At 46.6% G+C, this 26233-nt stretch carries 23 protein-coding genes and 1 tRNA gene; 17 read left to right on the forward strand and 7 right to left on the reverse strand.

Features of this window, described 5'->3' with window-relative positions; genetic code table 11:
- Positions 1-24: 24 nt before the first annotated feature.
- From DBZ16_RS10035 to DBZ16_RS10045, 3 genes are all read left to right on the forward strand, one after another.
- Complete coding sequence (locus DBZ16_RS10035) at positions 25-1890, forward strand: acyltransferase family protein (RefSeq protein WP_107813882.1); 1866 nt, start codon at positions 25-27, stop codon at positions 1888-1890.
- 58 nt (positions 1891-1948) lie between these two features.
- Positions 1949-2572: an FmdE family protein gene (locus tag DBZ16_RS10040; protein WP_107813883.1), complete on the forward strand. Its 624-nt coding sequence runs from the start codon at positions 1949-1951 to the stop codon at positions 2570-2572.
- 71 nt (positions 2573-2643) lie between these two features.
- Positions 2644-3402: an iron ABC transporter ATP-binding protein gene (locus DBZ16_RS10045; protein ID WP_107813884.1), complete on the forward strand. Its 759-nt coding sequence runs from the start codon at positions 2644-2646 to the stop codon at positions 3400-3402.
- 255 nt (positions 3403-3657) lie between these two features.
- On the opposite strand, the gene DBZ16_RS10050 is transcribed toward DBZ16_RS10045, so the two are convergent.
- The 3 genes from DBZ16_RS10050 to DBZ16_RS10060 form a co-directional block, all read right to left on the reverse strand.
- Positions 3658-4332, reverse strand: coding sequence for a hypothetical protein (locus DBZ16_RS10050; protein ID WP_107813885.1), 675 nt, complete (start codon positions 4330-4332; stop codon positions 3658-3660).
- Between the two features lie 288 nt (positions 4333-4620).
- A complete protein-coding gene (erpA, locus tag DBZ16_RS10055; protein ID WP_003758366.1) occupies positions 4621-4959 on the reverse strand; it encodes an iron-sulfur cluster insertion protein ErpA in 339 nt (112 codons plus the stop codon).
- A 217-nt stretch (positions 4960-5176) separates the two neighbouring features.
- A complete protein-coding gene (locus DBZ16_RS10060; protein WP_107813886.1) occupies positions 5177-5863 on the reverse strand; it encodes a S24 family peptidase in 687 nt (228 codons plus the stop codon).
- 298 nt (positions 5864-6161) lie between these two features.
- Between DBZ16_RS10060 and DBZ16_RS10065 the strand changes: the two genes are divergently transcribed.
- Positions 6162-6437, forward strand: a complete 276-nt coding sequence (locus DBZ16_RS10065; protein ID WP_003758370.1) for a hypothetical protein — start codon at positions 6162-6164, stop codon at positions 6435-6437.
- A gap of 409 nt (positions 6438-6846) precedes the next feature.
- On the opposite strand, the gene argC is transcribed toward DBZ16_RS10065, so the two are convergent.
- Both argC and DBZ16_RS10075 read right to left on the reverse strand, forming a co-directional pair.
- Positions 6847-7890, reverse strand: a complete 1044-nt coding sequence (gene argC / locus DBZ16_RS10070; protein WP_107813887.1) for an N-acetyl-gamma-glutamyl-phosphate reductase — start codon at positions 7888-7890, stop codon at positions 6847-6849.
- A gap of 247 nt (positions 7891-8137) precedes the next feature.
- On the reverse strand, positions 8138-9130 hold the full coding sequence (locus DBZ16_RS10075; protein WP_107813888.1) for a L,D-transpeptidase: 993 nt from the start codon (positions 9128-9130) through the stop codon (positions 8138-8140).
- Positions 9131-9294: 164 nt separating this feature from the next.
- Here DBZ16_RS10075 and rlmD point away from each other — a divergent pair, with 164 nt between their 5' ends.
- From rlmD to cysS, 10 genes are all read left to right on the forward strand, one after another.
- Entirely contained in the window at positions 9295-10626 is a 1332-nt protein-coding gene (gene rlmD / locus DBZ16_RS10080; RefSeq protein WP_107813889.1) for a 23S rRNA (uracil(1939)-C(5))-methyltransferase RlmD, read from the forward strand.
- 157 nt (positions 10627-10783) lie between these two features.
- Positions 10784-12238: a 23S rRNA methyltransferase gene (locus DBZ16_RS10085; protein WP_107813890.1), complete on the forward strand. Its 1455-nt coding sequence runs from the start codon at positions 10784-10786 to the stop codon at positions 12236-12238.
- A gap of 20 nt (positions 12239-12258) precedes the next feature.
- On the forward strand, positions 12259-13359 hold the full coding sequence (locus DBZ16_RS10090; RefSeq protein ID WP_107813891.1) for a response regulator transcription factor: 1101 nt from the start codon (positions 12259-12261) through the stop codon (positions 13357-13359).
- A gap of 12 nt (positions 13360-13371) precedes the next feature.
- Complete coding sequence (locus DBZ16_RS10095) at positions 13372-13908, forward strand: GTP-binding protein (RefSeq protein WP_003760398.1); 537 nt, start codon at positions 13372-13374, stop codon at positions 13906-13908.
- A gap of 1 nt (position 13909) precedes the next feature.
- Positions 13910-14563 (forward strand): peptidase M23, encoded by a 654-nt coding sequence (locus DBZ16_RS10100; RefSeq protein WP_070495563.1) that lies wholly within the window; start codon positions 13910-13912, stop codon positions 14561-14563.
- A gap of 30 nt (positions 14564-14593) precedes the next feature.
- Positions 14594-14953: a roadblock/LC7 domain-containing protein gene (locus tag DBZ16_RS10105; RefSeq protein WP_003760395.1), complete on the forward strand. Its 360-nt coding sequence runs from the start codon at positions 14594-14596 to the stop codon at positions 14951-14953.
- 86 nt (positions 14954-15039) lie between these two features.
- Positions 15040-15115, forward strand: a tRNA-Asn gene (locus tag DBZ16_RS10110).
- A 582-nt stretch (positions 15116-15697) separates the two neighbouring features.
- Positions 15698-16396, forward strand: coding sequence for a thiol:disulfide interchange protein DsbA/DsbL (locus tag DBZ16_RS10115; RefSeq protein ID WP_107813909.1), 699 nt, complete (start codon positions 15698-15700; stop codon positions 16394-16396).
- 194 nt (positions 16397-16590) lie between these two features.
- Positions 16591-17745, forward strand: coding sequence for a GTPase ObgE (gene obgE, locus DBZ16_RS10120; protein ID WP_107813892.1), 1155 nt, complete (start codon positions 16591-16593; stop codon positions 17743-17745).
- Between the two features lie 251 nt (positions 17746-17996).
- Entirely contained in the window at positions 17997-19418 is a 1422-nt protein-coding gene (gene cysS, locus DBZ16_RS10125; RefSeq protein WP_107813893.1) for a cysteine--tRNA ligase, read from the forward strand.
- A 90-nt stretch (positions 19419-19508) separates the two neighbouring features.
- Here cysS and DBZ16_RS10130 read toward each other — a convergent pair whose 3' ends face one another.
- Complete coding sequence (locus DBZ16_RS10130) at positions 19509-20030, reverse strand: acyltransferase (protein WP_240600346.1); 522 nt, start codon at positions 20028-20030, stop codon at positions 19509-19511.
- 452 nt (positions 20031-20482) lie between these two features.
- Here DBZ16_RS10130 and rpmE point away from each other — a divergent pair, with 452 nt between their 5' ends.
- Both rpmE and DBZ16_RS16540 read left to right on the forward strand, forming a co-directional pair.
- The gene (rpmE, locus tag DBZ16_RS10135; RefSeq protein ID WP_107813895.1) at positions 20483-20698 is read left to right on the forward strand and encodes a 50S ribosomal protein L31; all 216 of its coding nucleotides are present in this window, start codon (positions 20483-20485) and stop codon (positions 20696-20698) included.
- A 400-nt stretch (positions 20699-21098) separates the two neighbouring features.
- The gene (locus DBZ16_RS16540; protein WP_107813896.1) at positions 21099-23285 is read left to right on the forward strand and encodes a YadA-like family protein; all 2187 of its coding nucleotides are present in this window, start codon (positions 21099-21101) and stop codon (positions 23283-23285) included.
- Positions 23286-23605: 320 nt separating this feature from the next.
- Here the strand turns inward: DBZ16_RS16540 and ffh are convergent, their stop codons facing one another.
- The gene (ffh, locus tag DBZ16_RS10145; RefSeq protein ID WP_107813897.1) at positions 23606-24976 is read right to left on the reverse strand and encodes a signal recognition particle protein; all 1371 of its coding nucleotides are present in this window, start codon (positions 24974-24976) and stop codon (positions 23606-23608) included.
- 116 nt (positions 24977-25092) lie between these two features.
- Between ffh and DBZ16_RS10150 the strand changes: the two genes are divergently transcribed.
- Positions 25093-25899: a cytochrome C assembly family protein gene (locus DBZ16_RS10150; RefSeq protein ID WP_107813898.1), complete on the forward strand. Its 807-nt coding sequence runs from the start codon at positions 25093-25095 to the stop codon at positions 25897-25899.
- The last annotated feature ends 334 nt before the right edge of the window (positions 25900-26233 follow it).

Below are 26233 nucleotides of genomic sequence, written 5' to 3' on the forward strand. Positions count from 1 at the left end.
AGCATCACTATCAAGGTGCGTACTATGAGTAAAGTGTTGAAATACCGTCCTGATTTGGACGGGATACGGGCATTGGCCGTTTTATCCGTCATCGTATTTCATATCGATCCCCAATGGCTGCCGGGTGGTTTTTTGGGCGTGGATATGTTTTTCGTGTTGTCGGGCTATTTGATTACGACCATTATCAGCCGCGAGATTAGCGACGGCAGCTTTTCGTTTCTCGAGTTTTATAAACGACGCGCCAAACGCATCTTGCCGGTCTTCGCCTGCGTATTGCTTTGCACGACGGTCGTTGCCGCCGTATGCTTTTTATCTTTCGATTTGCGCCAATACGTCAAATCCGCCGTCTATGCCTTGCTGTTTGCCGCCAATCTGTTTTTTGCGCGCCGTGGCGGTTATTTTGATGCGGATGCGACGGAAAAGCCGTTGCAGCACATTTGGTCGCTGTCGTTGGAAGAACAGTTTTACTTTATCTTCCCCGCGTTGCTGATTTTGTTTTTCCGTATCAGCAAACGGCGCAATGTGCGGACGTTTATCCTTTTGCTGATAGTCATCAGCCTGTTTTCCGCGCTGTTGCCGACCTTGGGCATGGAAGCGTATTTCCTGCCGCACGTACGCGCTTATGAGCTGTTGGTCGGTTCGCTGTTTGCCTTTATTCCGTCCGCCGAACAAAACGACAAAGCCAGTACGCCGCTGTTCGGATGGCTGATGATGGCGGTCATCGCCGCCACGCTGGTGCTGCCTTACGGCGTCCTGCCCGGTGCGGGAAACATCGAACGGCTGCTTTGCTGTCTGGCGGTTGGCGGTTTGATTTACTCGGGCAAATCATTGCAGATGCAGGAAGGTTTCAATACGTCCAAATTGTTGAGCCTCAAGCCGGTGGTGTTTATCGGGTTGATTTCGTATTCGCTGTATTTGTGGCACTGGGTGGTGTTGGCGATGATGCGTTACATTTATATGGACGCGCAGCTTCCGCTCGCCGCATCGGCGCTGGCTGTCATCATCATGTTGCTGTTGTCGGTGTTGTCTTATTATTTTGTGGAAACACCGGCGCGGAAGGTAAAGAATTTTACGACGGCGAAATTCAAATGGAGCATGGCGGCTTATTTCGCGCTGCTGATTCCCGCGACAGCCTACCTGATGACCGCCAAACCCGCCGCGTTTGAAACCACTTTGTACAAGGCTGATGAAAGCAAAATCTGCGCGGACACGCTGACCAAAACCGACTGTGCCGTCGGTGCGGTCAACAAAAAGCCCGAAGTTTTGGTCATCGGCGACTCACATGCCGCCCATTTAAGCCCGTTTCTCGACATTGTCGGCAAAAAAGAAGGCTGGTCGGCAGACGTCATCACATCCAACAGCTGCGCCACCGCGTTCGGATTCGTCCTGCCCGACAGCGACCGACGCGCCGACCGCTGCAATCCGTATAACAGGTTTATCGAACAAAAAACCAAAGACTATCCTGTCATCATCATTTCGCAACGCTGGTTTCTCCATACCGCCAAACCGGAATTTTTAGAACGGTTCAACACAATGCTGGAGGATTTGGTGAAGGCGGGCAAGCAAGTGTACGTTTTGGCGGATACGCCTATGGACGGACAGCTGCCGTTGCGGCGTTATTACCTGAGACAAAATCTCGGTATCGACATTAATTATGTTTCAGAGGATAAAAAGGCAGAAATCCGCGATTCCGCCAAGTCGGAAGACGAAGTCGAAAAAATCGTGAAGCAGCACAGAAGCGTACAATGGGTGGACTTTATGCAGTACATCCCAGCGGACAAACTTATAGACGGGCTGCCGGTGTATTTCGATACCAACCACCTCAACCCGTTCGGTTCAAGTAAAATTGCCGAAATGTTTATCAACGATAAACGCACCCTGTTGAAATAAGCACAAAGGTCGTCTGAAAACAGATTCAGACGACCTCTTTAAAGTAAAAGGATACCGTATGACTCAAGAACACTTTCCCGAATTTTTCGAGCAAGCCCCGACGCTGATCGTCCAAGACGCGCTCGCCGAATTTCTCGGCGCGGCAGAGGAGGGCATCATGCAGTATCGCTACGCCGATGCCGTGCGTCTGTGCGGACATTCCTGTCCCACCGTCGCGGGCGCGTACCTCATGACGCTTAAAGGTCTGAAAGCACTTTACGGCAGCGACCTGCCGCAGCGTGGCGGAATTGAAGCCGCCATGCAGGGTGCGCGCGACGAAGGCACGGTCGGCGTTACCGCATCCGTCGTCCAACTCTTAACCGGCGCCGCTCCCGAAACCGGCTTCGGCGGCGTCGGCCCGCAAGGACGCTTCGCCCGCCGCAACCTGTTGAGTTTCGATGCCGATATCGAAGGCACGCTGACCCTGCGCCGCAAAGACAACGGCAAAACCGTCACCGTCAGCCTCAACGCCGCCATGCAGCCCTTTGCCCCCGAAATGCGCGACATCATGCCCAAAGCCGTCAGCGGCACCGCCACCGCAGAAGAACTCAAACGCTTCGGCGAACTCTGGCAGGCGCGTGTCAAAGCCTTCTTGATTGATTTGGCAGACAATCCCCAATTCGTCATCGTTCGCGAAATCTGAAGTCCATCCTTTTCAGACGACCTCTAGTGTTCTGAGGTCGTCTGAAAACAAATCCACACATCAAACCCATCATGATTACCATCCGCAACGTCAGCTTCCACATCGGCGGCAGCCCCATCCTCGACAATGTCAGCCTCGACATCCCCGAAGGCGGCATCACCGCGCTCATCGGCCCCAACGGCGCCGGCAAATCCACGCTCCTCTCTTTCATGGCGCGCCTCCGCCCGCTGGAGCAGGGCAGCATCAGCTACGCCGGCAAAGATGTTTCGACCACGCCTACCGCCGAGCTGGCAAAAACGCTCTCCATCCTGACCCAAGAAAACAGCGTCATGAGCCGAATCACAGTTCGCGACCTGCTCATGTTCGGGCGTTATCCCTACCACCAAGGCAGACCGACTCCCGAAGACCTCACCATCGTCGAAAACGCACTTTCCGAGTTCAAGCTGGACAGCTTCGCCAACCGCTACCTGACCGAACTCTCCGGCGGACAACGCCAACGCGCCATGATTGCCATGGTCTTCTGCCAAAGCACCGATTACGTCCTCTTGGACGAACCGCTCAACAACCTCGATATGTACCACGCCCGCGCCCTCATGCAGCTGCTCCAACGGCTGACCCGTGAACACAAGCGCACCACCGTCGTCGTCCTGCACGACATCAACCAAGCCGCCGCCTACGCAGACCACGTCATCGCCATGAAAAACGGACAAGTCGCCATGACCGGTACGCCGAACGACATTTTTACCGCTGAAAATATTAAAGATTTGTTTGATATGGATGTGGACGTGTTGGACTATCAGGGCAAGAAACTGGTTGTCCATCACGTTTGAGGTACGGATGCGAAAAGGTCGTCTGAAAAATTTCAGACGACCTTTTGTTGTATCCATCCTATTGGGGTTGCTATGGCAGATTGATAGCGAGCCAAACTTGAATAGGCGCGGCGTTGTTTCACCTCGGCTCGCACAGAACCGTTTTCTAAAGTGCCGAAGCAGCTTAGAAAATCGGTTTCGTACGATTTGCGCCGTCTGCGGTCTCGCCGCCTTGTTCTGATTGAAAGCAACCGACTCTGTCGCGACAATTCCGTTTTACAGGAACTTGGCGGCAAGGTATCCGGCAGCAACCAAGCCGAACATGGCAAGAATGCCCAATACGCTGATCAGGATGTAGGTATTCTTTTTAGATTGCAAGGCAGCCAATTGAGGGGCTTCGCCCAACTCGTGGCGAAGTTTGCTTTCCAGTTCAGAACGGATTTGTTTGCGCAGGAGTTTTTCTTCGCGCTCTTTTTCAATTTGCAGCTTATGGGCGATTTCAGCTTGTTTTTTATGCTCAAACGCCACCCGTTCCTGCCATTCGATGCGTTTGCGTTGAATGATTTGCTCAGTCGCGCTGGCAAGGTGGAAGTGGCAGACATGACATTCCGTCGCCTCGTGATCCTCAATTAGGGTCAAACATACGGGACATTGGCGGATTTCAGGAGCTGCTTCTTCCTGCTCTTCACCACTGAGATCCAGCTCCAATTCCATCGATTGGCGGACGATGACATCCAAACCTAAATAATTGAAATATTGTTGGGCGTTTTCACGTTCGTCTTGGGTACAGTTTTCAGCGATAATGGCTTGCGGACGTTCGGCAAGCGCTTGAACCAAATCTTCGGCTTCTTTTCCCGGCAGATTATCGTACAAACAGGCGTTGATTCGCTCGCGGTCGACATCGGGCGGATAAGAAACATAAACGTCGTAAAGTTTATCTTGTTTCTTCATTGTGATCCCATGAGATATAAAATCCTGCTTTGTCATCTGAAGGCAGGTATTTAGTGTCGGTTTTGTTATAAAGTATAGATTATTATTCGTCTATTTGTCTTAACCGAAGGATAAAGGGTATTTTATTCGGCTGAAATAGTATAAATGACCGATTTTGACCAATTATAGTATATTAATGAATATTACCAAAGGGAACTATGAATTATAAGATAGATGCTTTTGCTTTAAAAGTATCACAATCTAAAAGGCCGCCTGAATGAACAGACGGCCTTTTTTAGAAACATCGTATTATACGGAGAATGAAGAACCGCAACCGCAAGTAGTCTCCGCATTCGGATTGCGGATAACGAATTGAGAACCCTGCAGGCTTTCGGTGTAGTCAATTTCAGCACCGACCAAATATTGATAGCTCATCGGGTCGACCAAGAAGGTCAGCCCGTTTTTTTGGATTTCAAAATCGTCATCGTTTTTGATTTCGTCAAAAGTAAATCCGTATTGAAAACCTGAGCAGCCGCCACCGTTGACGAATACGCGCAGTTTTAAGTCGGGGTTGTTTTCTTCGGCAATTAAATCAGCTACTTTGGTGCAGCAGCTCTCTGTAAAAATGATAGGGCTTTCGTCTGACATGATGTGATTCCTTTTATATGAATATATTGCCAGTATTGTCGCGCAAACGGATTCTTGAAGCAAGAAGAGGGTGTTGCGGCTGGGCGGCAATATCTGTTGACCGCTTACATGGCTGCAATCTCGAAAAATTTCAATAGTCGGCAGGACGGTCTTTACACCGACTGCTCTACTAAGAAATAGGAAAACATGAATTCAGGTCGTCTGAACACAGTACCGATCAAATAATCCGTCCAAACCATTCTACGCGGCCGATGATAGCGACATCTTCGGTCATTTTATTTAGGTCGATTTCAAAAGCCGGATAGGCTTCGTTGGCAGAGATGACATTGACGATGCCGCCGGGTATGACTTGAAGCCGTTTCACCAAAAGATTTTCATTGATACGCAGAACATATAACCCATCGCGTGGGGTAGTCTCGCTGCGGTTGATCAGGATGGTGTCCCCGTCGTTTAAAACGCCTTCCATAGAATCGCCTTTGACGGAAATGACCGACAGGTTTTTGGTGTCGCGGGTAACGTAGTTTTCGATCCAGTAACGGCGGAATGCCATGGTAAACATGGGTTTTTCATCGCCGACAAGTTGTCCGTGTCCTGCGGCGGCATGGATGTCGTAGCGAGGCACGAAGATAAATTCGTCAATATCTACCGGATTGCCCAAAGTGTCGTAAGTGGTGGCTTTGGGCAGCTCGGCGTTGGAAAACGGCTCTCCTTCACCCGTCAGAAGCCAGTCTATGCTGCATCCTTTGAGTTGTTTAATTTTTTTCAGGGTTTCGGATTTGGGTAATCCGCCCTCGTTCCAGATACGGCTGAAGCCGGCAATAGTCATATCGATATCAGCCGCGATTTTGGCTTGTCGTGCTTCATCTTTCCATAGAAAAGCCAGTCTGTCTTTAAAGGTATCCATGTTGTTCCTTTGGTTTAGTGTGATTTTTAATACACTTTGAATGATTAATGTGTATTTTACCTTAGTTTTTATTAAATTGTAAGAAAAATATTAGTCAAGCTAAGAAAAAGTATTGCTGTTTTTGTTTTTTCTGAGTATTATGTGCTTATTGTTAGATTAATCGAATAATTTCGGTTTAGAAATACCTTTATTTTAACTTTGTGTCTTGGTTTTGATGCTTTGTTCTGATTAATCTGATTTTTTAGACTGAATTATGTTTTATTTGAGTGTGTTTTAGATTTTGTTGGAGGCTGTGAAAATGACTCGTTATCGTAAAAATGCTTGGTTGGTTCTGACTGCTTTTGTATTGGGTTTTTTGGCGTTTCCTTTCAGCTATTCGCAAGCGCATCAATCTGATATCAGTGTTTCGGCACAAGAGTGCGAACAGTTGAATAATTTGGTTTTGGAAAATATGAACGGGCAGCAGCAAGTATTTGCGCGCGAGTGTGATACGGTTGAGGCTTCGCATGATTGGGAGCAGCAGTACGGTAATTTGAATGAAGAAGAATTGGTTGCCGGCATTGTGTATGAGTAAGTGGCTGTGAGGTTGCTGTTATGAAGCTCTAAATCTGGAGGCGGGGAATTTTTGAGTTTGTATAGTGGCTTAACTTTAAACCGGTACGGCGTTGCCTCGCCTTAGCTCAAAGAGAACGATTCTCTAAGGTGCTGAAGCACCGAGTGAATCGGTTCCGTACTATCTGTACTGTCTGCGGCTTCGTCGCCTTGTCCTGATTTAAATTTAATCCACTATATAATGGACGGGCAGGGTAGGCATGCACCGTGTGGTTAAAGTTCACCGACTAGAAATTCTTTAGATTTGTGATTTGGATAGGCATTTGCTATTGCGGTTGTTGATGAGGGGTCGTCTGAAAACGGTGTGAGTGGTTTTCAGACGACCCCTTTAGATGGATGAAAATCCCTTTTGTTCGGAATGACCGTATACATCAGGGAAGTAGCGGGGCGTTTTGCAGACCGAGCTGTTCGTCAAAACCGAACATGATGTTCATGTTTTGAATGGCTTGTCCTGCTGCGCCTTTCACTAAATTATCGATGACGGACAAGGCAATCCAAAGATTCGATTGCGGCGCTTGCTGGATGCTGATGCGGCACAAATTGGCTCCGCGGACGCTGCGCGTTTCGGGTGTGGAACCGGCAGGAAGGATATCGACAAAGGGGCTGTCCCGATAGTATTCGCGAAGTATCTCTTCAGGATGGCAACCGTCCTCAAGATGCAGGTAAAGGGTTGCGTGCATACCGCGTATCATGGGCGTGAGATGCGGAGTGAAGACAAAACCATCGACGATGTCTGCCTGCAATGTTTGGATGGTTTGTTTGATTTCGGGAAGGTGGCGGTGTCCGCCGATACCGTATGCTTTGAAATTGTCGCCCGCTTCGCAGAAGAGTGAACCGATGTTGCCTTTGCGCCCTGCGCCGGAGACGCCGGATTTGCAGTCGGCAATCAATGGCATGTGTGCTTTCAGACGACCTTGTTGCAACAAAGGCAATAAGGGCAGTGAAACGCAGGTGGGATAGCAGCCGGGGTTGGCAACGATGCGTGCGTTGGCAATGGCGTCGCGGTTCATTTCGCTTAATCCGTATACGGCTTGCGGGATAATATCGGGACTGGCGTGGCGCATACCGTACCATTGTTCCCATGTCGGGATGTCTTGGATGCGGAAGTCGGCGGATAGATCGACGATACGGACGTTTTGGCTTAGAAGGGTGGGTGCTTCTTTCATGGCGACGCCGTTGGGCGTGGCAAAGAACACGACGTCACATTGCTCCAGTCGGGCTTGGTCCGGCGTTTGGAAAGTTAAGTCGTAAATGCCGCGCAAACTGGGAAAATAATCGGCAATGGCAATACCTGCTTCGCTTCTGCTGGTAATGGCGGTTACTTCTACATTAGGGTGTGTGCTGAGGAGGCGGAGCAATTCTACGCCGGTATAGCCTGTTGCGCCGACGATGCCAGCTTTGATATTTTTATTCATGATTTCTCCGTTGAGTGGGCTTTGAATATAGAGGTTTAGTTTAAGGGGATGAGGGTCGTCTGAAAAGGGGGAGAGTGTAATACAACATACTCTGGCGACTGGAAGAAAGTAGATAATTTACAATAGCAGTGTGTCGAACGGGGGCGTTTTGTCTGACAATGAAAAAGGTCGTCTGAAATTTGTCTGCTCCTTTATGGTTAAAGAGCAGGATTTCAGACGACCTTTTCATGTGGAAAGTCCCATTCTATTAGAACAGCACTCCTGTTGGTTCGCTGCCTTCAGGTATGTCATATTTTGGATAACTTGGCGTGCTGGCGGGGGCGTTGTACAGTTTTGCCGGATTTGCTTCAGGACGAACGCTTTGGTTTGGTGCGGAAGCGGGCGTATCGTCAGCTTCAACTTCGATTTCAGTACCTTTAGGCAGAACCAAATCTTTAACCGGAGCGGGTTTCGGTGCGATTTTGGGTTTGCTGAAAGCGCTGGAGCCGCTCATCCATGCGAGTGATTTCAATGGGGTTTTGAGTTTGACGCCTTTGGCGCAGGTCAGACAGTTGGCTGTGCCGGTACGGTTTTTTAAAATAGCGTCTACTTTGGCGGGATTAATGGTTTTGCCGTGTGCTTTTGCCCACGCGGTAATACTTTTTTTCAAGGCTGCCGTGTCCAGATTTTTTTTGTTGTATGGATCGCGGTGTACGGCAAGCCAAAGGTTTTGGTTGGCATCTTCGTTGAGGCTCGCCATTTGGTAGATGACAGAGGCGGGAACGCCTGTGGCAATCGTTTTGGCAAATTCCAGTGCATCCGGAGACTTCATGCGGACGCAGCCGTGACTGCGGACGCCCGGTACGCTGGCAGGAGCGTTAGTGCCGTGAATGCCTAACCCGAGTTTTGGGTCGCCGAGGCGGACGAAAACAGGACCGAGCGGATTGTTAGGACCGGCCGGTACGCTTTTGACGCCGTCGCCACGTTCTTTTTGGATGGATTTAGGGATGTGCCAAGTCGGATTGAAGGCTTTTGCGCCGATTTTGTGTTCGCCCAATGTGGTTTGGGTCATGGCTTTGCCAACGGCAACGGGATAGATTTTGGTCAGTTTGCCGTTTGTATATAAGAATAGGCGTTGTTGCGGAATGTTGATGAAGACGTGCTGACCTTCGGAAACGGGAGAGACGTCAGGGATGGGTGTGTTGGCTGAGGCGGCGGTAACAAAGAGGGCAGCGGTCAGTCCGAAAATGGTTTTTTTCATGTGTCGTAATACTTGTAATAAATGAAAAGAAGATTTTGAGGAATCATACCTGAATCTGTATTTTTTTGTGCGAGAATATGCCCTTTCGGTTGCCTATTGGGTTGAGTGGCAGGTATGGATTTGGGTCGTCTGAAAAGATAAACTGGGTGTTGAGTGAATAAGTGATGACTGATACGAAATTTTTTGACGGCGTGGCTGATGTTTTTTCTCTGGATTATGAGGGGCGCGGCGTTGCCAGAGTGAATGGCAAAACCGTCTTTATTAAAGGTGCGCTGCCTACTGAGAAGGTATCGTTTCGTGTGCTGAAGGAGAAGAAGCAGTTTAGCGAAGCAGAGACGGTGGAAGTGCTAAAAGAGTCAAATGAGCGAGTCCGTCCTGTGTGTGGTTATTATGAGACATGCGGCGGCTGCTCGTTGCAACATGCGTCTTTGGCAGCACAAGTTGCATTGAAGCAACGTATTTTGGAGGAGCAGCTTGAGCGTATCGGCAGAGTCATGCCTGAGCAGATTTTGCCGCCCATTTATGGTTCGGCCTGGCATTATCGGGATAGGGCGCGGTTGAGCGTCTCAGTCGATAAGAAAGGTCGTTTGAAAATGGGTTTTCAGGCGAAAAAAACCAATGAAGTAGTCGATATTGAGGTATGTCATGTGTTGCCGCAGCATATTTCAGATGTCCTGCCTGTGGTGAAATTATTGTTGCAAACGCTGTCTGATGGCGGGGCGGCAGTCCGATTTGTAGAATTTTTTAATAGCCGTGAATTGGTTGTTTTGAACATTTGTTTCATAAAAAAACCGTCTAGCCACTCTTTGAAGCAAATTGAGGAATGGTTTGATAGGATATTGGGTGGGGCAAAACGGGCTTGGCAGATTTGGGTTCAATATGGGCGTGAGCCATCATCTGCGCTATATCCTAAAGATTTGCCTGAATTGAAGTACAGTTTGCCTGAATTTTCTGTGGAAATGCCTTATCAGCCGGGTGATTTTACGCAGATTAATGCGGAATTGAATGCTGTAATGATCAGTAGAGCTTTGCGCCTGTTGGATATACAGCCCAATGACAGGGTGGCGGATTTGTTTTGTGGTCTCGGCAATTTCAGCCTGCCTATGGCAAAGAGTGGTGCATCAGTAATAGGTATTGAAGGTCTGGATTCGCTTGTTTTACGTGCAAAACAAAACGCTCTTCGAAACAGTTGTGTAAAATATGTGTCGTTTAAGACGGCAGACTTGTTCGATACAGATGAAAAAACAGTAGCCTCATGGGGTGTGTTCGACAAAATATTACTCGATCCGCCAAGGAGTGGGGCTTATGCTGTTGTCAAATCGCTACACGCTCCATATCTGCCGAAAAGAATCGTATATGTTTCATGTAACCCTTCAACTTTTGCGCGCGACGCGGAAGTCTTGGTAAATAAGGGATACAACTTCAAATCCGCAGGCGTAATGAATATGTTTGCACAGACTTCACACGTCGAATCCATCGGCGTGTTTGAGTTGTAAATCCGATAGTGGGAGTGTCTGACAAATGGTTTTTAATGTAATTATTGGTTGAATCATGTTATCATAATTCAATTGGGGAATAGATGATTCGGCTGTTTCCATAAATGCCGAACATCGAATATATGTAGTTTTATTTGCTGCACCACAGTATCGGGAGGTGTTCTTGAATTATCTTTTAATCATATTGCTAGTGCTTTTGTTTATGGTGCTACTGTTTATTTTTTATAAACAGAACGGCACAGCTAAAACTAAAAAGACGACAAAAGCAGCTAAAGCATCATCCAAAAAAAACCATCACCCAAATCAAGAAAGTATTGAAGGGGGAAGTCCGGATTGGGTTGATCAAATCAATCAATCCGTTTCCGATCCGGATCAACAAGATTGGGAATGGGGAGGCAGTAGTTCTGCCGGTTCAACTACGTCGGTATCTGCGCAAGAAGTCGATCCGCTGACGGAATATCAAGTATATAAGCAATTCGGTTATGAGAGTAAAGCTGCCGAATCCTTGGCAGGTTATTTGAATGGCCTGAGCGACGGTGCGCCTGAAAAATTAGTGCATGAGCTTGTCGGGCTGAGTCTGCGGGTTGGCAATATCGATATGTTGACAGATGCCTTGGAGCGTCATGGCTCTGTCTTGTCTGAAGAAAGTTTGGCTGAGTACGTTAAAGCAGGCTTGATGTCCGATCAAACACATTTGCCATTACGTGTATTGGCAGAAGGACGTTTGGGCTGGAGTATGCAGGAGATCGAGCGTCAAATCGGAGAACAACCTGATTTGGAAGAGACATCCGCATCCGCGCCTGCTACAGCTAATGATAATACAGGTGTCCATCATGCTCCTGGCGTTTCTAAACGTTCTTCTATCGTATTAGGCAAGAAAGAGTTTACGGATATTACGCCAGAAGAGATGGGTGCTGTTATCGGGTTCGTTAAACCTGAGCAAAGCGCCAAAATCTTGAAAGATAAAGTAGGTTATGAAACTGCTGTTCAACAATATAACCGTGCCATTCAAAGTTCTTCCAAGCCTGCAAGCCTTATCATTGATGCATTAAAACTTGACTATCAACATGAAGAAATTAGTCAGTTTGCTAAACACTTGTGGAAGCTGTACCACTCATTGGGTCAGTATGGCCGCCAAGTGAAAGAACGCATGCTAGGTTGGGGGTATAGCCTTGGTTATCATGAAGTATTTGATGATTTGGAGAAAGGACCTAACGAAAATAAAATCAGAGAAATTGGTTTGGAAAGGGGTTATATCCGACCTACTTCTCTACAAATGAAAGCTAAATATCGCGAACTGGTACAAAAGGATTCTTCTATTATTAGCGTCAATGCCTCTCCTGCGGATGAAGCATTGAAAGAAGTGGAATCTTTGCTGATGTACGGTCAGTTGGATTTGGCCATAGGTACTTTGGAACAAGCTGTTTTACAGTACCCGCAAGAGTCTCAATTGTATGTGATGTTGTTTGATCTTTACGAAAGAGTAGAAGATTGGGCACGTTTGGAACAATTCTTGCGCTTATTGCGTGAACGCGTTGTCAGTCTTCCTGAAGAAGTGGTATTGGCAATGAGCCGTTTGCTGCAACATGTAAATCAACATTCAAAAAAATAAAATAATTAGAGAGTACCATGATGGATAATCTGTTACCTAAAATCAAAACCATACGGATTATGCTGCGCGATATGAGCGAGCAGCAAGAAGCCGTTTTCCGTATGGCCTTTAAAATGCACAATACGACGAACTATCAGATTCTTGACTCAGATTCAGATGAAACACCAGATTTAGTGTTGGTAGATACTGATACTGTTGAGGGTATTGAAACTTGGAAAACGCTTAAAATCAAATACCCTGATACGCCGGTTGCGATGTTTTGCTCGCAAGAGCCGTCTGTTACAACACCGTATTTGGCTAAGCCGGTTAAATTCGATACCTTATTCCCAATTTTGAGAAGTTTGGCACAGGGTGGGAATGTTTTTGATGCGTCAGTTCAAAAAGCGGAAGTACAAGACGGAACGCAAAACAGTAGCGAAGGTAGAAAGGCTACTATTCGCCGTTTTAATCCGAATAAAGGATTGCTTGGTGCTTTGAAGTTCGCCAGCCAAGGTCATCAGGATATTGCGGTTTTACATGAGGGTAAGCCGGTATTAATTGTTTTCCCGAGTATTCAAAGGGTGTTGTTGACAGTTAATGCCCATGAGTTAGAGGGTCTTTGTAAAAACGACAATTTATCTGTTGTATGCAAAGTTGTGCCGGATAACCCTCAGTGGAAAGAAAAAGCCAAAGTAACGATTATGTCTTGTTTGTGGCAGATGGCAATTTGGACTGCTCAGGGAAGATTGATTTATCCGATGACTCCCCAAACGATCTTTACTTTAAAGCGTTGGCCTAATTTGACTAGACTGGCTCCTGTTCCTGAGTCTATGAGGTTATCTGCGTTTTTAACTAAGACATCAGTCAACTTGAATATTCTCTATAAAGTTATGCCTTTGGAAATGCCGGATATCTTGAATTATTTGGCGGCAACTTCTGTAACAGGCTTTTTGGCAACAGATAGCGAATATGCTCCAAATCAGGCTAATCAGCATGCCAATATGTCTGAACATGTTAGTGTTAATAGTGATGTGCCTGACAGCCAGATGGTTAAAGATGCAGAAAAAGTGGCAGGTCCTTCGCAAGAACAGCCACGCGGTTTGTTGCAGCGCTTAATGCGTAAATTATTGGGAAAACGCTAAAAAGGACATGTAATGAAAGAAAATAAAATTATCTTTACCGGTCCGGTTGGAGTAGGTAAAACAACAGCAATTTCTGCGTTATCGGACGAACCGCCTGTACAGACAGATGCATCTGCATCGGATATGACGCTGGTTCGTAAGGGGTACACCACCGTAGCAATGGATTATGGCGTGATTCATTTGGATGAAGAAGTCAAAGTTCATTTATATGGTACACCAGGGCAAGAACGTTTTAACTTTATGTGGGAAATTCTAAGCCAGGGTAGTATGGGATTAGTATTGCTTTTGGATAATACACGAACAAACCCATTGAAGGATTTGCAATTCTTCTTAGAAGCATTCCGAGAATTGTTGAAAACTGCGCCATTAGTAGTCGGCGTTACTAAAATGGATATTCGTTCATTGCCAAGCGTTGATGTATATCAGAAATATTTAGCACAAAATAATTTTAATGTACCGGTTTTTGAGATTGATGCTCGTAGAGAAGATGATGTCAAACAATTGGTTAGCGCAATGTTGTTCTCAATTGATCCGGGTTTAGAGGTATAAAATGGAATCAACACTTTCTTTGCAATCAAATTTATATCCCAGAATTACACCTGCTGGTGCTTATTATGCAGTAACCAGCGATACGCCAAGCGCAAGTAGAACATTGCTATACAGTTTATTGCGTGCCAATCCGTCAGAGGTCATTAGTAGCGAAAAAATTCTAGCTTGGGCTGATACCAGTGATATCAATACAGCTTTGAACTTATTGTATCGTTTACAGCGCTTAGAGTTTTTATATGGTGATGAAAATATTAGTAACGAAGATATCCATTTGACAGACGAGCAATTGCCGGAATTGTTAGAGCAGTTGTCTAATTCAGGTAAGGCTTTGTTGGCTGATGAAAATGGTCTGTATTTTGCCAATGCTAATTTCCATCATGAGGCTGCTGAAGAGCTGGGTTTGCTGGCAAGTGAGGTAGCTAAGATGGAAGATGGTCATCGTCTACTAATCCGCAACAATTTGCATATCAATAATAGTGCATGGGGTATTTGTGATCCTTCAGGTCAGAGTGAGTTAACATTTTTCCCATTGTATATTGGTGAAACTAAGTTGATTCTAGTTATAGGTGGCATGCCTGACTTAAATAAAGAGGCATTTGTGACACTGGTTAAAGTGTTGTACCACAGATATGGTAGCCGCCAGCAAGTGATATAACTAAAGTTATAATTTTAGAATGGAATAAATATGCAACAATTATTAATCTCCGTGTTAAGTGATTTAAATAATACTTCTCCTGATATTACAGCGTCAGCTGTAATATCAACTGATGGTTTGCCGATTGCTACGATGCTGCCATCACATTTGAATGCGGACAGAGTTGGTGCCATGTCTGCGACATTGTTGGCATTAGGCAACCGATCAGTGCATGAATTGGCTTGTGGTGAGTTGGACCAAGTGATGGTTAAAGGCAAAACAGGTTATATTCTGTTGAGTCAAGCGGGTGATAATGCAGTATTGGCATTGATGGCAAAGGAAAGTGGTAAACTGGGCTTGATTTTGTTGGATGCAAAACGTGCTGCCAAGCACATTGCAGAAATTCTATAAAACTGTATAGAAATCATAGTTGTAAAAATCATAAGGAAATAGTTCTTGACTTATTTTAAATTTAAGGATAGAATTATCTTCTTAATTCCCCGATAGCTCAGTCGGTAGAGCGACGGACTGTTAATCCGCAGGTCCCTGGTTCGAGCCCAGGTCGGGGAGCCAAATATAAAAAGCCTGAACATATTTACTATGTTCAGGCTTTTCTCTATAGTAGGCTTGTTTGATATTTTCTAAGTTTCGCCACTTTCTAATTTTGGGTCCGTATTAGGCAACAAATCAACCAATAAATTAGAAAAAAGCTAAAGACAGTGTGGATAATGCAGACTAATTGATTTGGAATTTTTGATCTTTGCATCAATTTCTATTCATGGAAAGAGTAGGGGGCTACCTTATTGGTTTTGAAGGGTATCTACTTTGAGCTGGTTATTGACATAATTGTCATAAAAGCGAGTTTGTTGGTATCTTAAAAATCGTAAAACGCATGGATAAATTTTCAGACGACCTTTTTTGAACTGTTTACGGTTTATTTAGACTTTTTTGATTGATATTTCGGTTTGAAAAAATCGTTAGAATCAACATCACTATTCTGACTATACCGAAAATTTGTACTCAATCCCTACCTCTTTCACGTCGTCTGAAACCATTCTTTTCTTATATGAAATCGTTTTTTTCACATCAAGCATATATCAAACTGTCAAAATGCAATAGAATTCTATGTTTGACCAAATCATCACGGAGTTGATCATGAAACTGAAAACCCTCGCCCTTGCTGCAGCCCTGTTCGCCCTCGCTGCCTGTGATAACAAAGCCCAAACCAGCGTTCCTGCCAGCAACGTACCTGCTGCTTCAGCAGCCTCTGAAGCGCCTGTTGCTTTGGTTGAAGGACTTAACTATACCACCCTCAGTACACCCATTCCACAGCAGCAAGCAGGCAAAGTCGAAGTGCTCGAATTTTTCGGATACTTCTGCCCGCACTGTGCCCACCTCGAACCCGTCTTGAGCAAACATGCCAAAACCTTTAAAGACGACACTTACCTGCGCACAGAACACGTTGTCTGGGGTGATGAGATGAAACCATTGGCGCGCCTTGCAGCTTCCGTTGATATGGCAGTCGCAGAAAGTAAAGATGCAGCAAACAGCAGTATCTTTGATGCTATGGTTAATCAGAAGGTTAAACTGCAAGACCCTGAGACGCTCAAAAAATGGCTGAGCGAGCAAACTGCCTTTGACGGCAAAAAAGTTCTCGCTGCCTATGAATCTCCCGAGAGTCAGACGCGTGCCGATAAAATGGCAGAACTGACCAATACGTACAAAATCGACGGCACACCCACTGTTATCGTCGGTGGTAAATACAAAGTTGAATTTGCAGACTGGGAAACAGGTATGAAAACCATAGACCTGCTTGCAGACAAAGTGCGCGAAGAACAAAAAACTGCTAAATAATCCCCAAAAAGCAGACAGCCGTCCGAAACCACGATTTCAGGACGGCTGTTTTCACAAAAAATCAGGCAAAAAATCAAGTCGGACAGAGAAACGGGCGCACATGCCCTATATCCCTTATAATATTCCCCATTCCCATTTTTCAGACGACCTCCGACACAAAAGGTCGTCTGAAACTCAAAATACAAGAGAACACCATGAAATTCATCGACGAAGCAAAAATCGAAGTTGCCGCAGGCAAAGGCGGTAATGGCGCAACCAGTTTCCGCCGCGAAAAATTTGTACCGCGCGGCGGCCCCGACGGCGGCGACGGCGGCAAAGGCGGCAGCGTCTGGGCAGAAGCCGACGAAAACACCAACACCCTCGTCGAATACCGCTTCGTCAAACGCTACCAAGCCAAAAACGGCGAAAAAGGCCACGGCTCCGACCGCTACGGCGCAGGGGCGGACGACATCGTCCTCAAAATGCCCGTCGGCACCCTCATACGCGACCTCGATACCGACGAAATCGTCGCCGACCTCACCCACCACGGCCAGCGCGTCTGCCTCGCCAAAGGCGGCAAAGGCGGCTTGGGTAACATCCACTTCAAATCGTCCATCAACCGCGCACCCAAACAATCCACGCCCGGCGAAGAAGGCGAAACCCGTTCTCTGCAACTCGAACTCAAAGTCCTCGCAGATGTCGGCTTATTAGGCATGCCCAACGCCGGTAAATCCACCCTGATTACCGCCGTATCTGCCGCACGTCCCAAAATCGCCAACTACCCCTTCACCACACTACACCCGAATTTAGGCGTCGTGCGCATCGACGAAAACCACAGCTTCGTCATGGCCGACATCCCCGGCCTAATTGAAGGCGCGGCAGAAGGCGCAGGTCTCGGCCATCGTTTCCTCAAACACTTATCGCGCACCGGCCTGCTGCTGCACGTCGTCGATTTGGCGCCCTTCGACGAAACCGTCAATCCCGCCGAAGAAGCCCTCGCCATCATCAACGAATTGCGCAAATACGATGAAGAACTCTACGGCAAACCGCGCTGGCTGGTGCTGAATAAACTCGACATGCTTGACAAAGAAGAAGCCCAAACGCGCACCGCCGCCTTCCTCGAAGCCATCGGCTGGGACTATCCCAAACCTGACGACCGTTTCCAATTTGACATGGAAACCCCGCGCCTCTTCCAAATCAGCGCACTGACACACCAAGGCACACAGGAATTGGTACACCAAATCAACCAATACCTGACTGAAAAAAAACGCATCGAAGCCGAGAAAACAGAAGTGGAGCAGGCAGCAGCAAATACCGAGATTGCCGAGCAACAGCCTAAAACCGATACAGGCGTGTTTAAGCCGGAATAAAAAATTTCAGACGACCTTTATTTATTAAAGAGGTCGTCTGAAAAATATGAAACAGAACAAACACAGTAATGGCTTCCCACCATAATCTTGGTAGACAGTAATCATCGTTTTTTAATCATTATTAGAACTAAAAGTTACTGAATATCCACAAACTTGTTTTAGAATCTAAATAAACTTGATTCCATTGGTAGACGTCGTCTAAGTGGTTTTCAGACGACCTCATATACTAACGCCCCTCTTAGTGAATGCCTATGACCACCATCTACAACACCCTTACCCGTCAAAAAGAACCCTTCGCTCCCATCGATCCGAAAAACGTGCGTATGTACGTGTGCGGTATGACCGTTTACGACTATTGCCACTTAGGCCATGCCCGAGTGATGGTTGTGTTCGACATGATTTCCCGTTGGTTGCGCGAGTGCGGCTATCCGCTCACTTATGTGCGCAACATCACTGACATCGACGACAAAATCATTGCCCGCGCGGCTGAAAACGGCGAGACCATCGGCAAACTGACTGCGCGTTTCATCCAAGCCATGCACGAAGATGCCGATGCTTTGGGCGTTTTACGTCCCGACATCGAGCCGAAGGCGACCGAAAACATCCCGCAAATGATTGCCATGATCGAAACCTTGATTCAAAACGGCAAAGCCTATCCTGCCGCAAACGGCGACGTTTACTACGCCGTGCGCGAGTTTGCCGCTTACGGACAATTATCGGGTAAATCGCTGGACGATCTGCGCGCGGGCGAGCGTGTGGAAGTGGATGGTTTCAAACGCGACCCGCTTGATTTTGTGTTGTGGAAAGCGGCGAAAGCAGGCGAGCCGGCATGGGAAAGCCCGTGGGGCAATGGCCGTCCGGGTTGGCACATTGAATGCTCTGCCATGAGTGAAAACCTGTTCGGCGATACTTTCGACATTCACGGTGGCGGCGCGGATTTGCAGTTCCCGCACCACGAAAACGAAATCGCCCAAAGCGTCGGTGCCAGCGGTCATACCTGCGGCCACGACCACGCGCAAACCCACCACGGGCAAAGTATCGCCAGCCACGTCAAATACTGGCTGCACAACGGCTTTATCCGTGTGGACGGCGAAAAAATGTCCAAATCGCTGGGCAACTTCTTCACCATCCGCGAAGTGTTGAAACAATACGACCCTGAAGTTGTGCGCTTCTTCATCCTGCGCGCCCACTACCGCAGCCCGCTGAATTACTCCGACGCGCATCTGGACGACGCAAAAGGCGCACTGACACGCCTGTACACCACCTTGAAAAACACCCCTGCTGCCGCGTTCGAATTGTCCGAAAACGCCAACGACTACACCCGCCGCTTCTACGCCGCCATGAACGACGATTTCGGTACGGTTGAAGCCGTTGCCGTGTTGTTCGAACTGGCAGGCGAAGTGAACAAAACCAATGACGCACACCTCGCCGGCTGCCTGAAAGCCTTGGGCGGCATCATCGGCCTGCTGCAACGCGACCCGACCGAGTTCCTGCAAGGCGGTGCAGTTTCAGACGGCCTCTCCAACGAAGAAATCGAAGACTTAATCGCACGGCGCAAACAAGCGCGCTCGGATAAAAACTGGGCAGAGTCCGACCGCATCCGCGACCTTCTGAATGAACACAAAATCATTCTGGAAGACAACGCCGGCGGCACGACTTGGCGGCGTGGTTAATTTGCTTTGATATAAAAAGGTCGTCTGAAAACATTTTCAGACGACCTTTTTTCGTATCTGGTTGAAAGTTGAAAACCGTGATGTGTGTACTCAATCTTCCAATAGGTTCTTCTTAATGACTGCCGGGTTCCCAGCTGCGACGCAATACGGCGGCACATCTTTGGTTACCACAGCTCCAGCGCCGATGACCGCTCCTTTGCCTACCCGTACCCCGCCCATAATAATCGCGCGCCGTCCGATCCAAACATCATCCTCAATCACAATCGGATTGACCCCCGTGTAGCCCTCATACTTCAAAGTCTCGCGATTAAACTTATGATTATTAGAATAAAACAAACATTCCGGCCCCATCATGACATTATTGCCTATCGTCAAGCCGTAGCAAATTTCGCAATGAACGCCGATGCCCGAGTTATCGCCGATCACCGTATCCGGCATGACGTACGCGCCTTTGTCAATATTGACGTTTCTGCCGATATGCGAAGAAATTCCCGATGCAAGGAAAGCTCTGATTTTTTTAGAAGGCGGTCCTATAACCCTCATATAAGACTGGGGCAACATTCCGCCCAGTCCGCGTAGCAGCCAAGAACAGGTTTTTGTTTTAATACTCATCATCCAACTTTCCATTTTAAGGGCAGGTTTGCATGAGACCCGACCTGCAAGATGAAGTTTATGAAAAATAGTAAATTTCGGTATGTTTATAATCTAAACAACAATAATAAAAAGTATAATGTCATTTGTAAATTATTCGCTAGAATGGTAGAAGCTTGGGCGAGTACAAGGTCACTGCTTTAAGACAATCCACCATCTTAATCTGCAGCTTAATAGTTGGGAGCGTTAAAAGAAACCTTATTTACAACAAATATTGCTCAGGCGGATACCTGCTGACCATAACGTTTTCTCAGTAAATTCGCGTATCGTGCCGATAAATAACGATTTTCTCAGGACCTTATCCGGCGTAAAGGCAATATCTTCTTGACAAACAAACAAAAATTATCAATAATCGCCAGCTTGTTTGAAGCATAGGTACATCCCCTATGCCCGCTTAATCGAAAGGAAACAACATGAAACAAGATATCCATCCTAATTACCACGAAATCAATGTTACCTGCTCTTGCGGTAACAAATTCGTAACCAAATCCGCTCTGGAAAAAGAAAGCTTCAACATCGAGGTTTGCTCTTTGTGCCATCCGTTCTACACCGGTACTCAAAAAATCGTCGATACTACCGGTCGCGTGGATAAATTCAACAACAAATTCGGCAACCTGTTCAAACGCTAATCGCCGATTTATGGCAAAAAAGACTGCTTTATGCAGTCTTTTTTATTTTGATGATCTAAAAATCAGTCGATTGAAAACTCAATTGCAAAATGCTTAGTGGAGCATAAAGGCTTATATGTCGGCATGCCGCATTACCAAGAACGATTAAAGTTATTTATCATGAATTTGTTTAGTGCTCCTTGTTCTTTATGCGGATGATGTATATATACAACATATTTTCATGATATTTGAAAAATCTATGCAGAATACTTGCATTTAAATTTCATTTTTTTACAATTACAGGTGCAACTTTCTTCAAGTGACTATCACCGTTAAGACCATGCGGTGTCCCTTTTTCAGTTTACGGGGAAAAGAGAAGCTTGAATAACGTCCTTACACCCACCACAAAAAGGTAAAAAACATGAAAAAATTCAACGTAAAAGCATTGAGTCTGGCTGTTGCGGCAGCCGTAGTGAGCAGCGCTGCGGGCGCGGTTGAAAGAGATTTGGGTTCAATTCCCGAAAAAGCACAAAATGCTATGGCATTTCAGACCGTTTTTGGTGAAAACACCAAATTCGATGAAGATACTGGGAAATTCACTTTTGACAAGGATAGCTCAGCCCTGTTGTTGAAAACTATGGAGCTGGAGCAGGCAGTTAATGGCTTTGCTGCCGGTAGCAACTTCGTTGCTACTAATGAAGATGGCAGCAAAACCGTCCGTGAAGCCACTAATGCAGATCTCGAAGCCGACAGCATGAAAGGTGTGGGTTTGGCAGGTGGTATTACTGCTGTCAACACACGAGTGGATAATTTAGCTAAAGACATAGATGAAGCTTTGGATGAGCAGGACCAAACTGTAGAGCAACTGAAAGCCGCTATTACCAGCAATAATGAGCAGATTGCCAAAGTCTCTGAAGATATGGCAGAAATGGGCAAAGAAATTTCCACCAAGTTTGACGAAGTGGACAGTGAAATCTCCAAAGCCTCAGACGAGCTTTCTGGAGCCATTGAAAAAGTAGGCGAAGATGTAACCGCAGTAAATAAACGTGTGGATACTTTGGAGCAAGACACAGCTGCTGCTAAAGCCTCCGCCAAAGCCGCCGAAGACAAAGTAACCGAACTTTCTGCCAACGTTGACAGCAAAGTAAAAGAAGCCAAAGATGCCGCCGATAAAGCAGTGGATGCTGCTTCTAAAATTGACGCAGTCGCCGATAAAGCCGACAAGGCAAGCAAAGGCGTAGCAGGTCTGACTGAAGCTATTGATGCCAATAAAAAATACATCGGTGATCTCGCATTAGCCGGTAAAGCAGCAGCTGACGCTTTAGAAGCTAACCGTCAAGACATCGACGCCAATAAAGCAGCAATCGCTGAAAATACTGCCAAACTTGAAGAGCAAAAAGAAGCTAACGAAGGCTTCAACAATGCGATCGCCAGCTTGGATAAAGACATCGGTGATCTCGCATTAGCCGGTAAAGCAGCAGCTGACGCTTTAGAAGCTAACCGTCAAGACATCGACGCCAATAAAGCAGCAATCGCTGAAAATACTGCCAAACTTGAAGAGCAAAAAGAAGCTAACGAAGGCTTCAACAATGCGATCGCCAGCTTGGATAAAGACATCGGTGATCTCGCATTAGCCGGTAAAGCAGCAGCTGACGCTTTAGAAGCTAACCGTCAAGACATCGACGCCAATAAAGCAGCAATCGCTGAAAATACTGCCAAACTTGAAGAGCAAAAAGAAGCTAACGAAGGCTTCAACAATGCGATCGCCAGCTTGGATAAAGACATCGGTGATCTCGCATTAGCCGGTAAAGCAGCAGCTGACGCTTTAGAAGCTAACCGTCAAGACATCGACGCCAATAAAGCAGCAATCGCTGAAAATACTGCCAAACTTGAAGAGCAAAAAGAAGCTAACGAAGGCTTCAACAATGCGATCGCCAGCTTGGATAAAGACATCATTACTTTGAAAAAAGCAGATTTGGCTGCAGCTGATGCTTTGAAGGCTCACCGCACAGATATCGATGCCAACAAAGCAGCAATTGAGACCAAAGCTGATAAGACTGCTGTAGAAAGCGTAAGAACAATAGCTGTTGAAGCTCAAAAATCAGCTCAAGAGGCAAAAGGTGCTGTTGAAGTTGCCCAAAAATCTGCCGAAAATGCCGACAGCCATGCCAAAGCTGCACAAACCGCTGCTGCCAAAGCTCAAGAAAGTGCCGATACCAATGCGGTACAAATTGCAGCCAATACTAAGCAAATCGATATTAACAAAACCGATATTGCTGCATTGCAAACTGCAAATGGTCAACACGCTACAGGTATTGCTAAAAACTCAGCACGCATCGATAGCCTGGATAAAAACGTAGCGAACCTGCGTAAAGAGACCCGTCAAGGTCTGGCTGCACAAGCAGCCCTCAGTGGCCTGTTTCAACCTTACAGCGTCGGTAAATTCAATGTTACTGCTGCTTTGGGTGGTTTCAAATCTGATACCGCAGTTGCTGTGGGTGCAGGTTATCGCTTCAATGAAAACTTTGCAGCTAAAGCCGGTCTTGCAGTGGGTACCTCTTCAGGCGGCTCTGCATCTTACAACGTAGGTGTGAACTACGAATGGTAATACCGGTTTAGTGTTAAATAGGTATCAAACCCGCAGCTATGCTGCGGGTTTTTTGTTTTGTCAGGCGGGTTTGCTCAACTGGACATGAATTTCGAATAAAAGACTTAATTCCCGATGTCTATATAGTGGATTAACTTTAAATCAGGACAAGGCGACGAAGCCGCAGGCAGTACAGATAGTACGGCAAGGCGAGGCAACGCCGTACTGGTTTAAAGTTAATCCACTATAAAAGGCTTAGTTCCCGATGCCTATACATAAAGAGAGGTCGTCTGAAAACCCAATTTCAGTTTTCAGACGACCTCTCTTAGTTTTCCTGTTGATTACATTCCGGGGAACATTCCTTTCATACCCTTCATGCCTTTTGCCATACGCATCAGTTTGCCCAGTCCTTTCCCGCTGAACATTTTCATGACTTCTTGTGATTGTTCAAACTGTTTGAGCATTTTGTTGACTTCTTCCACGCTGGTGCCGGCACCTGCGGCAATGCGGCGTTTGCGGCTGGCTTTGAGCAGGGTTGGATTGGCGCGTTCTTTGGGCGTCATGGAGTTGATGATGGCTTCGACTTTGCCCATGGCTTTTTCAGCCGTGCCTTCGGGAATTTGTTTAGAAATCTGACCCAGTTCGCCCGGCATTTTTGACATCAGGCTTTCCAGCCCGCCCATATTGCGCATTTGCTGGATTTGTTCTTTAAAGTCATTGAGGTCGAAGCCTTTGCCTTTTTGCAGCTTTTTCGCCATTTTAGCAGCGGCTTCTTCGTCTATGCCTTTTTGGACATCTTCAATGAGACTCAACACGTCGCCCATACCGAGGATACGGCTGGCGATGCGGTCTGGGTAGAAGGGTTCGAGTCCTGTGATTTTTTCACCGATACCGATGAATTTGATGGGTTTCCCGGTAACGTGGCGTACAGACAATGCTGCGCCGCCGCGTGAATCGCCGTCCATTTTGGTCAGGATGACGCCGGTCAGCGGAAGGGCTTCGTTGAATGCTTGTGCGGTGTTTACAGCGTCTTGACCCAACATGGCATCAACGACGAATAAGGTTTCGACGGGATTGACGGCTGCGTGCAGCGCTTTGATTTCATTCATCATCTCTTCGTCAATCGCCAAGCGTCCGGCGGTATCGACCATCAAGACGTCGTAAAAGTGTTTTTTTGCATAATCAATCGCAGCAGTGGCAATTTCGACAGGTTTCTGATTGGAGTTGGAAGGGAAGAAGTCAATGCCGACTTGCTCAGCCAAAAGGCGCAACTGTTCGATAGCGGCAGGGCGGTACACGTCGGCTGAAACGACCAAGACTTTTTTCTTCTGTTCGTTTTTCAGCAGGCGGGCGAGTTTGCCGACGGTGGTGGTTTTACCGGCACCTTGCAGACCTGCCATTAAGACGACAGCAGGCGGTACAGCTGCCAAGTCCAAAGAGGAATTTTCCTTGCCCATCAATTCGATCAGGGCTTGGTTGACGACGCCGATAAAGGCTTGGTCGGGAGTCAGGCTGCCGGTAACTTCTTGTCCGAGCGCTTTTTCTTTGACGTTGTTGACAAATTCTTTTACGACGGGCAGGGCTACGTCCGCTTCGAGCAGGGCAAGGCGGACTTCCCGCAGAGCCTCTTTGATGTTGTCTTCTGTCAGTTTTGCTTGACCGCGGATATTTTTGAAAACTTTACTAAAGCGGTTGGTTAAGTTGTCTAACATGCTTGTCCTTGGTAATGATAATAGCTGCCCTGTTCGGGGCATTCTTTGCTAAAATAAAATTGAGATTATTTTACACTATCGCGTGCTGTTATGTATGCGCGCCAAGAAAGTTTGTTATGCCGACTATCCTGATTTGCCTGATACTGGTGTATGCCGGATTGGGTATATTCGTTTGGTTCAACCATAAGACCCGAGATATTAAAGATTATCCCCTCAAAGCCGAACTGGCAGTTTTAGGTACCGCACTAACCATGAATGGTGCCGTATTGCTCATGCCTGTCATTCAAGACAAGGTTTTGATTATGGGCTTTGGGTATTCCGTCAGTTTGATTGTATGGTTGATGCTACTGGTGTATTTTGTTGGTAGTTTTTTCTATCGTCTACGCGGATTGCAGCTGCTTTTATATCCGTGCGCAGCGTTTACTTTGTTATTGGGTGCGCTGTTTCCGGGTAAATATGTCGGCTACCAAATCAATGATCTGCCGTTTATGTCGCACATTGGTACATCGCTGCTGGCATACGGTTTATTCGGTATTGTGACCTTGTTTGCTGTTTTGATTTTGCTGCTCAACCGCAACTTGCATAGACGACGTGTTTCCAGTTTGTCCGGTTTCCTACCATCTTTACTGAGTTTGGAAAAACTCATGTTCCAGGGGATGTGGGTAGGTTTTATTTTATTGACCTATTCGGTTGTCAGCGGGACATTTTTTGCGGAGGCTGTATTCGGTAAACCCGTTACATTTACCCATAAAACAGTATTCGGCATCCTTTCATGGCTAATTTATGGTGGCTTACTGCTTAAACACAGCATGACTGCTTGGCGAGGCAAAAAGGCTGCCGTTTGGACAATTATTGGATTTGTCAGTCTCATGTTTGCTTATGTAGGAAGCAAGTTTGTATTGGAAATCTTGCTACAGCGTTGAGATGAAAGTTATTCGGTTAATGGTGTATTTGGATTAACAAAGGTCGTCTGAAAAAGATTTCAGACGACCTTTGATGCTATGGGTGTTGAGAGTTGAGTTTCTGTTTGTAGTTGTGAGAATTGGATAGTTTTGGGTCGTTTGGGTTTGGATTGATGGTGTTTTGAAAGTTCTGAAATAGTATCTGAAATAAAATCTGTTGAATTTCAGATTGTTGGTGTGTTTTGTAGAATTTTTTATTGTTTGGGAGTTGACGGTTTTTTTGGAGGGGGGTATAGTTCGGTTCTTCGCTGCTTCGGCGGCGGTTAAACGAACAAATAAGTATATCACAGTTGGT

This window comes from Neisseria sicca (assembly GCF_003044565.1).
In the GTDB taxonomy this organism is placed as follows: Bacteria; Pseudomonadota; Gammaproteobacteria; order Burkholderiales; family Neisseriaceae; genus Neisseria; species Neisseria sicca_A.